8 protein-coding genes are annotated in these 6831 nt (G+C 70.8%); 4 read left to right on the top strand and 4 right to left on the bottom strand.

From position 1 onward, the window contains the following. On the top strand, positions 1 to 621 hold a 621-nt coding region (locus PKH97_RS12010; protein WP_324387698.1), incomplete at its 5' end, for a hypothetical protein. After that, entirely contained in the window at positions 618 to 923 is a 306-nt protein-coding gene (locus tag PKH97_RS12005; protein WP_324387697.1) for a hypothetical protein, read from the top strand. The genes PKH97_RS12010 and PKH97_RS12005, both read left to right, overlap by 4 nt. Here the strand turns inward: PKH97_RS12005 and PKH97_RS12000 are convergent. After that, positions 883 to 1611, bottom strand: a complete 729-nt coding sequence (locus PKH97_RS12000) for an NUDIX domain-containing protein (protein ID WP_324387696.1) — start codon at positions 1609 to 1611, stop codon at positions 883 to 885. The genes PKH97_RS12005 and PKH97_RS12000 overlap by 41 nt on opposite strands. After that, positions 1608 to 2732 (bottom strand): glycosyltransferase family 4 protein, encoded by a 1125-nt coding sequence (locus PKH97_RS11995; RefSeq protein ID WP_324387695.1) that lies wholly within the window; start codon positions 2730 to 2732, stop codon positions 1608 to 1610. The genes PKH97_RS12000 and PKH97_RS11995 overlap by 4 nt, the downstream gene beginning before the upstream one ends. A 68-nt stretch (positions 2733 to 2800) precedes the next feature. Here PKH97_RS11995 and PKH97_RS11990 point away from each other — a divergent pair, with 68 nt between their 5' ends. Continuing rightward, entirely contained in the window at positions 2801 to 3637 is an 837-nt protein-coding gene (locus PKH97_RS11990) for a PIG-L family deacetylase (protein WP_324387694.1), read from the top strand. Further along, positions 3634 to 4695 (top strand): lysylphosphatidylglycerol synthase domain-containing protein, encoded by a 1062-nt coding sequence (locus PKH97_RS11985; protein ID WP_324387693.1) that lies wholly within the window; start codon positions 3634 to 3636, stop codon positions 4693 to 4695. The genes PKH97_RS11990 and PKH97_RS11985 overlap by 4 nt, the downstream gene beginning before the upstream one ends. An 80-nt stretch (positions 4696 to 4775) precedes the next feature. Here the strand turns inward: PKH97_RS11985 and PKH97_RS11980 are convergent, their stop codons facing one another. Both PKH97_RS11980 and PKH97_RS11975 read right to left on the bottom strand, forming a co-directional pair. After that, positions 4776 to 5501 (bottom strand): cobalamin biosynthesis protein CobB, encoded by a 726-nt coding sequence (locus PKH97_RS11980; protein WP_324387692.1) that lies wholly within the window; start codon positions 5499 to 5501, stop codon positions 4776 to 4778. 49 nt (positions 5502 to 5550) lie between these two features. Next, positions 5551 to 6831 (bottom strand): MurT ligase domain-containing protein (locus PKH97_RS11975; RefSeq protein WP_324387691.1); only part of this gene is annotated, 1281 nt, incomplete at its 5' end.

Here is a 6831-nt window from a genome sequence, read left to right as displayed (position 1 = left end):
CGCCTGAGTGCGCCGATCGCGCTCGTTTTGGCGGGCCTGAGCTTGGTCCTCGGCGTCGGCGTCGCTGCCCTACACGCCCAGCAGCACTGGCCCGGCGATGCGCGCACGATCGCCCTGGCCGGCGCACTCGCCTTCGTCGCGCTCGTCCTGCTCGTCGGCGGCCTGCTCGGGCGCAAGGGCGGTCTAAGCACCCTGCTGGCTCTCGTGCTCGCCCTGGGGCTGGGCGCCAGCGCCGCCGCGAGCGATCCCCTGTGGTCCAGTGGAAGCGGTGATCGGGTCCTCACGGTCGCGCCCGGCTCCCGCAGTGAATCGACGCGCCTCGCCGTCGGCACGGTGGTGATCGACCTAACTCACTTGCCCGCGGATGCCTCGGCGACCCCACGGCAGGTCAGCACGGAGCTTGGCCTCGGCGAGGTCACCGTCCGGCTGCCCAAGACCGGATCGGTCCGGATCGACGGCCGAGTGCTCCTCGGCCAGATCCTCGTGGGCGATGTGCCCCAGAAGGGTCAACCCGTCCGAGATATCGACTACCACCGGACCTTCGGCACCGGATCGCTGGTGGCCGTCGTGACCGTCGACCTGCGTGCCGGTGTCGTCAAGATCGTGGGGAGCACGACGTGACCGACTTTTCCGGCCACCTCCCGGATCCCGGGCCCGCGCCCACCCGCGACCGGCCGCGAACCTCGTCTACGGCGTCGCCCGCGGCACCCACCGGACACGAACGGGCCGCCTCGCGGGGCCCGGCCCTCGGCACCGTGCTCTGCGCGCTCGTGCTGCTGGCCCTCGCGGCCGGCACTCTCTGTTGGCAACTCGCCGGGCGGCTGCCGGCCTGGGAGGTCAGCGGCACCTATATCCTGATCGGCCTGGGCTCGGCACTCGCGCTCATCGGGGCGTTGGCTTCGTTCGCCCGCTCCCGTGACTGAGCCACCCTGGCCAGCGATGCCACGCCAAGGTCGACGCACGCCCGGCGAGGACGCCCTGTGCCGGCACCCACGCCGCCTGCGCGGTCGTGCCGCCGACGTCGTGGACGACCAGCGGTTCGGGCTCGGGGACCGATGCGGCATACACCAGGCGCACGACCTGGTAGTCCTCCCAGACCCCGTCGGGGCCCTGCCCGACCCAGTGCGCGGTCAGCAGGTCGATCAATTGCACCGAGCCCAGGTGCTGCCCGGTTTCCTCCCACACTTCGCGCCGCAGGCCGGTGCCCGGGTCCTCCCCCGGCTCCACCCCTCCGCCGGGCAGCGTCCATCGGCCGGGCACGCCGCGGACCCGATGGGAGAGTTGGGTCAGCAGCACATCGGCGTCCCGGACGACGACGGCGTACGCCGCTACCCGCTGCACCTGGATCGGCACCACACCGGCGGGCACCGCCTCGGGCGCGTGGCCCGCCGTCCAGGTCGTATGCCGTTCTCCCGCACCGAGGTCCGCAGCCACCCGCACCCGGATGATCACCTCGTCCGAGTCAGCTGGCGTGAAAGCCGCGACCGGCCCGATCAGACTCCAACCCCGCTCGGCCAACTCGGTGCTCGGGTCGCCACCGTGGGTCAGTACGAAGGCCGTGACGATCTCACCCGCCACGGTCTCGCCCTCGATGCGGATCGGGCGCGTCACCCGCGGGCACCGGCCCGGCGGTATTCGGCGAGAGACTGCTGCACCACGCTGTCCCAGCCTTGGGCGGGCGGCACCGTCAGGTTGTGTTCCCGGAGCCGGTGGCGCAGGTGATGGTCGGTGACCAGCCGGACGGCCGCATCCACGAGCGCGTCGTCGTCCTTGGCCAGCAGCCCGTTCTCCTCGTTCGTGATGAAGTCCTCGACGCCGGAGCCGCGCAATGCCACGACCGGCAGCCCGGCGGTGCGCGCCTCGAGGGCGGCGATTCCGAAGGCCTCGAGACGAGTAGGGGCGAAGTAGAGGTCGGAATCGGCATACGTCTGGGCGAGCACCGGTCGCGCGACGCGGCCGGCGAGGTTGAGCCACGTGCGGTCCTCGGCCGTCGTCAGCGCGCGGGCCGGAGCGAGATACGGTCCATTGCCGAAGACGGTTGCCGTGAAAGGAATTTCCTCTGGGACGCGTCGACGGACCTCGCGGAGCATCCGGATCAACGGGAGAATCCGTTTGCGGAGGGCGAAGCGCAGAGCCGTCACGATCTGCACGGGAGCGTCGTCCGGGCGGCGTCCGCGCGCCAGGCTCCAGTCGGGAATCGAGATGCCATTCGGCAGCACGCCGACCTCGATGCCGGGGTCACCGACCGCCGCTCGCACCCGGTCGGCGGCCATCGACGACACGGCCGTCAGGGTGGCACCGCGCTGGGCCCACTCGCGCGCCCAGCCCAGTTGACGCAGGACGGTCAGGCTGCCCTGGCCGAGCACCGAGTGCCAGGTGATCGCGGTGGGCAAGCCGAGGTCGAGCGAGAGCTTGGTCAGGTCGTGCGCGAACGGAGCGATCACGCCCATGTGGACGTGGGCGATGTCGAACTCCGCGAGTTCGCCGCGGATGAGCTTCGGCGCGCGCGGGTTGACCGGGACCCCGAAGGGCACATGCATGGTGACCCGGTGGACGTGCACGCCCTCGTCGTCCTCCCAGCTGCGGCCGCGGTGTTCGTCGATCCCCGGGGTCGCGGTATAGACGTGCACCTCGTGCCCCTGCGCGAGCAGGGCCCGCCCGAGATCACGCACCTGGGTCTCGATTCCTCCCAACCGCGGCGGGTAGCAGTCGGAAAGCAGGGCGACTTTCATGTGGATCAGCCTGCCATGCGTCCGCGCCTGTGCTCGGCAGGCCCTGGGGTAGGCAAGGATGTCGAGTCATGAGGGGGTCCGCGTCGGTGCCGAAGCGCACGGTCGTCGCCTTTCACGCGCATCCCGACGACGAAGCCCTCTTGACCGCGGGCACGATGGCCAAGGCGGCCGCCCAGGGCCACCGGGTGGTCCTTGCGCTGGCCACCGACGGCGGTCAGGGGCTGGCGGCCAGTGACTTTCACGACGGCCCGGGCCTGGGGTCGCGCCGCCTGGACGAAGCCCGGGCCAGTGCAGCCGCCCTCGGCGTGGCGCGGGTGGTCTGGCTCGGATACGCCGATTCGGGGATGGGCGGGTCGGTGCCCCCGCCCACCGGGGACCGGGTGCCCTTCGTTGCCGCCCCCCTGGACGAGGCCGCCCGGCGGCTAGCGTCCCTGCTGGCCGAGGAGCGTGCCGACGTCCTGCTTTCGTATGATGCCCGCGGGGGGTACGGCCATCGCGACCACGTGCGCGTCCACGAGGTCGGGGCGGCTGCGGCTGCGCTGTCCGGGACGCCGGTGCTGGAGGCCACGATCCCCCGAGACCTACTCGCTGCGGCGGTCCGGGCCTCCGCCCGGGTCTACCGCTACCCACCGGAGTTCGACATCCACGCGTTCACCACGGCATACAGTCCGCGGCGCGACATCACGCACCGCATCGACGTGATCCGGTATGCCGCCGCGAAGCGCGCCTCGATGCGAGCTCACGCCTCGCAGGCCAGCGCTGATGGTGCGGATCGCACGCTGGCGGCCTTCTTGCGGATTCCGCGGCCGGCCTACGACCTGATCTTCGGGCGGGAATGGTTCCGGGATCCCGCGCTGCCCCTGGCTGCGCCGATCCGGCGCGGCATCTTCGCGGGGCTGGGATGACCGCGAGCGCTGACGCCAGTCGGCGGATCGGAGCGCGTCAGGTGCTCCAGTTCATCGGTGGGTTCGCCTTGGCCGGGGCGCTCCTGGGGTGGGGGCTGCCCTATTTTGCCAAAACCTCCTGGCCGGCGATCTGGTCCGTCATCGGCACGGTCTCGGCCTGGCAGTCGCTCGGGTTCGTCGCGCTCGTGGTCACCGGGCTCGGTGCCTACACCTTCACCCTGACCGGGTCGATGCCCGGCCTGAGCCACCTCCGTGCGCTGATCGTCAACGTCTGTGGGTCGTCTGTCAGCAATTTGCTGCCCGCGGGCGGCGCGTTGGGGATGGCGGCTACCTTCACGATCTGCCGCTCCTGGGGTTTCACCCGCCGGGCGGTCTCGACATCGATCATCGTCTCAGCCGTCTGGAACACCCTGTTCCGCATTGCGCTGCCCCTGATCGCCATCGTCCTGCTGACCCTCGGGCGGGCCGAGATGCCTCGCATCATGCGCGACGCCGCAGTCGCCGCGGTGGCCAGCGGCGCAGCCATCGTCGCGGTCTTCATCGCGGTGCTCGCCTCCGGTCGGGCAGCAACCACGGTCGGGCGGGGCGTGGACCGGATGCTGCGGCCGCTGACCCGGCGCAGGCCGCGATCGATGAGCGTCGATGCACTGGTCACCGATTTGCGCGCGCGGATCATCGACGTGGTGCGGACCGGGTGGTTCCCGATGACCATGGGCCTGGTCGGCTATTTCGCCTTCTACTACCTGGTCTTCTTGGCGATCATGCGCACGACCGGCGTTGAGTTGTTCCACGGCGAACTCTTCGCGGCATTCGCCATCGGCCGCCTACTGACGGCCGTCGGGATCACCCCTGGCGGCGTCGGCGTGACCGAGACCGGCACCGCTGCCGCCCTGGTGGCCTGGGGGGCCGCGCCGGCCGAAGCGACGGCGGGCGTGGTGCTCTTCTCGATCTTCACCCACCTGCTCGAAGTGCCCATGGGCGCGATCGGCTGGCTGGCTTGGTCGATGATGCCCAAGACACCGGCGCCCGATGACGAGCCCGCCCCTAGCGTGCCCTGAGGCGACCGACTGCTCCCCCCGTTGTCGAAGACCCGGCGAGGGCCCAGTCGTTGTTGGCGCGTTCGGCGCATGGGCGCCTGTCAGCCCACGAGGCGGGCCACCTGGCGGGTGCGGGCTTCGTCGGCGAAGGTGTCGTCCAACTCCCCCGGCCTGAAGGCCGCCCCGGTGGCGAGGGGAACGGCATACGCCAAGAGGGCGTCGGCGAAGCGCGGATTGGCCGGGATGATCGGGCCGTGGAGGTAGGTGCCGAAGACATTGCCGGTGCGGGCACCCTCGGTGCCGTCCTCGCCGTTGTTGCCGAAACCGGAGCGCACCCGGCCGAAGGCAGCCTGGCCGCCGGCGAGCCGCGTCGACCCGGAGTGGTTCTCGTAGCCGACGACGTCACCGAAGTCGGTGCTCATCACCACAGGTCCGATCATCCGCTTCGGATTGCCCTGGGTCGTCACGTCCAGGATGCCCAGCCCGGGCAGGCGCTTGCCGTCCACGGTGACGAAAGCGTTTCCGAAGAGTTGGTACATCCCGCAGATCATCAGCATCGGCGTCCCACCGGCGGCGAGCTCGGTCAACCGTGGCCCTATTGCCTCCAGGTCCGCCTCCACGCGCGCCTGACCGGAGTCCTGTCCGCCGCCGCCGAGCACGAGGTGCGCCTGCTCGGGGAACACCGCCCCCGGATGGTGGTTGTGCACCACCGGCGTATAGCCGTGCCGCGTCAGCCGCGCACTGAGCGCACGCGTGTTACCCAGGTCGCCGTAGATGCTCATTTCCCGGGGATAGAGATGGACGACGTGCACCTCGCCCTTGCTCATCGCGTGCCTCCCTCGCTGCCGCTCATCCGCCCGTATGCCGTGGCGCCGCTCATCCGCCCTCCTCGCCGAACGCCGGCAAGTCGTAGCGTGCCGCGAGGATCCGGCGCAGCGTCATCATCGCGGTGTAGGTGCAAAAGATCCGGGTCGGCACGCCCACATGTCCGGCGAGGAAGCGATCGAGTGCCGCCCCCAGGTCGGGCTCGACAGCGGCGACGGGGACATCGTCATACTGCAAGCGCAGCGCCATGTCGTAGGCCCGCACACCCGAGGTGAGCGCAACGCCCGCCGAGCGCAGGCTCTCGAAGGAGACGTCATAGAGCCAGGAGACGTCGCGCCCGTCGGCGTAGTTGTCGTTGATCGCGATCATCGTCGCCACCGGCGTCGTGCCATAGGTCGACAGGGCGACGGTGAAGCCCGCGGGATTCTTGACCAGGACGAGTTCGAGCGGCGTGCCGTCGATATCGATGACCTCGCCCCGCCCGAAGGGTGCGGTCACGCCGGCCAGGGCCGTGGCGGCCACGCCGGCATCGAATGTCGCGCCCAGGAGCTGCCGGGCCATCGCCGTGGCCGCGGTCGCATTGATCATCGCGGCGAGCCCACGCTGCTTCAGTTCCACCGGCCCGACCAGCCCGCCGCTCCCGTCGGGCCCGACGACGATGTCGAAGCGACGCTCGTCACGCGGCCGCAGAAGGACGTCGTCGGCGTCCGGGGGCGAGACGACGAAGTCGTCGTCGGCGCGGGTGTCTTGCTCCTGCAACTCCCCGAGCCGGTCGGCGATCGAGGCATCCAGACCGAACCGGCCGATTCGCACCGAGTCCGCCAGCGTGCCCTCGATCCGGGCGACGAAGGAGTCGTCGCGATTGAGCACCACTCCCGTGCTCGTGCGCGCCGCCAGGTCGGCGAGCAGCCGGGCCGTATGGTCGATCTCCGCAAACCGGTCGAGTTGGTCGCGAGCGACATTCAGCAGCAGCGCATGCGTGGGCGTGACGGCGGCGGCGAACTTCAATGCATGCGCCTCGTCCAACTCCAGGACGGCGGTATCGGCGCTCAACCGCCCCCGCACGCCGATCTCGCCGAGCAGCGCGGAGATCACGCCCCGCGTGAAATTGCTGCCCGTCGGGTTGGTGAACACCGTGCGTCCGTGGGCGCGGAGCAGCGCCACGAGCATGCGGGTCGTCGTGGTCTTGCCATTGGTGCCGGTCACGACGACGATGCCGCCGGGCAAGGATCCGAGGGCGTGTCCGAGGATGCCCGGATCCATCCGCTCGGCCACCAGGCCCGGCAGGGCCGACCCACCGCCGCGGCGCTTGGCTGCCGCACGGGCCGCCTT

The sequence above is a fragment of the Nostocoides sp. genome, assembly GCF_035343835.1.
Classification (GTDB): domain Bacteria; phylum Actinomycetota; class Actinomycetes; order Actinomycetales; family Dermatophilaceae; genus Nostocoides_A; species Nostocoides_A vanveenii.
This window is presented reverse-complemented; position numbering and strand designations above follow the sequence as displayed.

Excerpts from the sequence above, each read along its gene's own strand:
- PKH97_RS11980 (WP_324387692.1), bottom strand. The coding sequence starts at position 5,501 with ATGAGCAAGGGCGAGGTGCACGTCGTCCATCTCTATCCCCGGGAAATG.
- PKH97_RS11995 (WP_324387695.1), bottom strand. The coding sequence starts at position 2,732 with ATGAAAGTCGCCCTGCTTTCCGACTGCTACCCGCCGCGGTTGGGAGGA.
- PKH97_RS11990 (WP_324387694.1), top strand. The coding sequence starts at position 2,801 with ATGAGGGGGTCCGCGTCGGTGCCGAAGCGCACGGTCGTCGCCTTTCAC.
- PKH97_RS11985 (WP_324387693.1), top strand. The coding sequence starts at position 3,634 with ATGACCGCGAGCGCTGACGCCAGTCGGCGGATCGGAGCGCGTCAGGTG.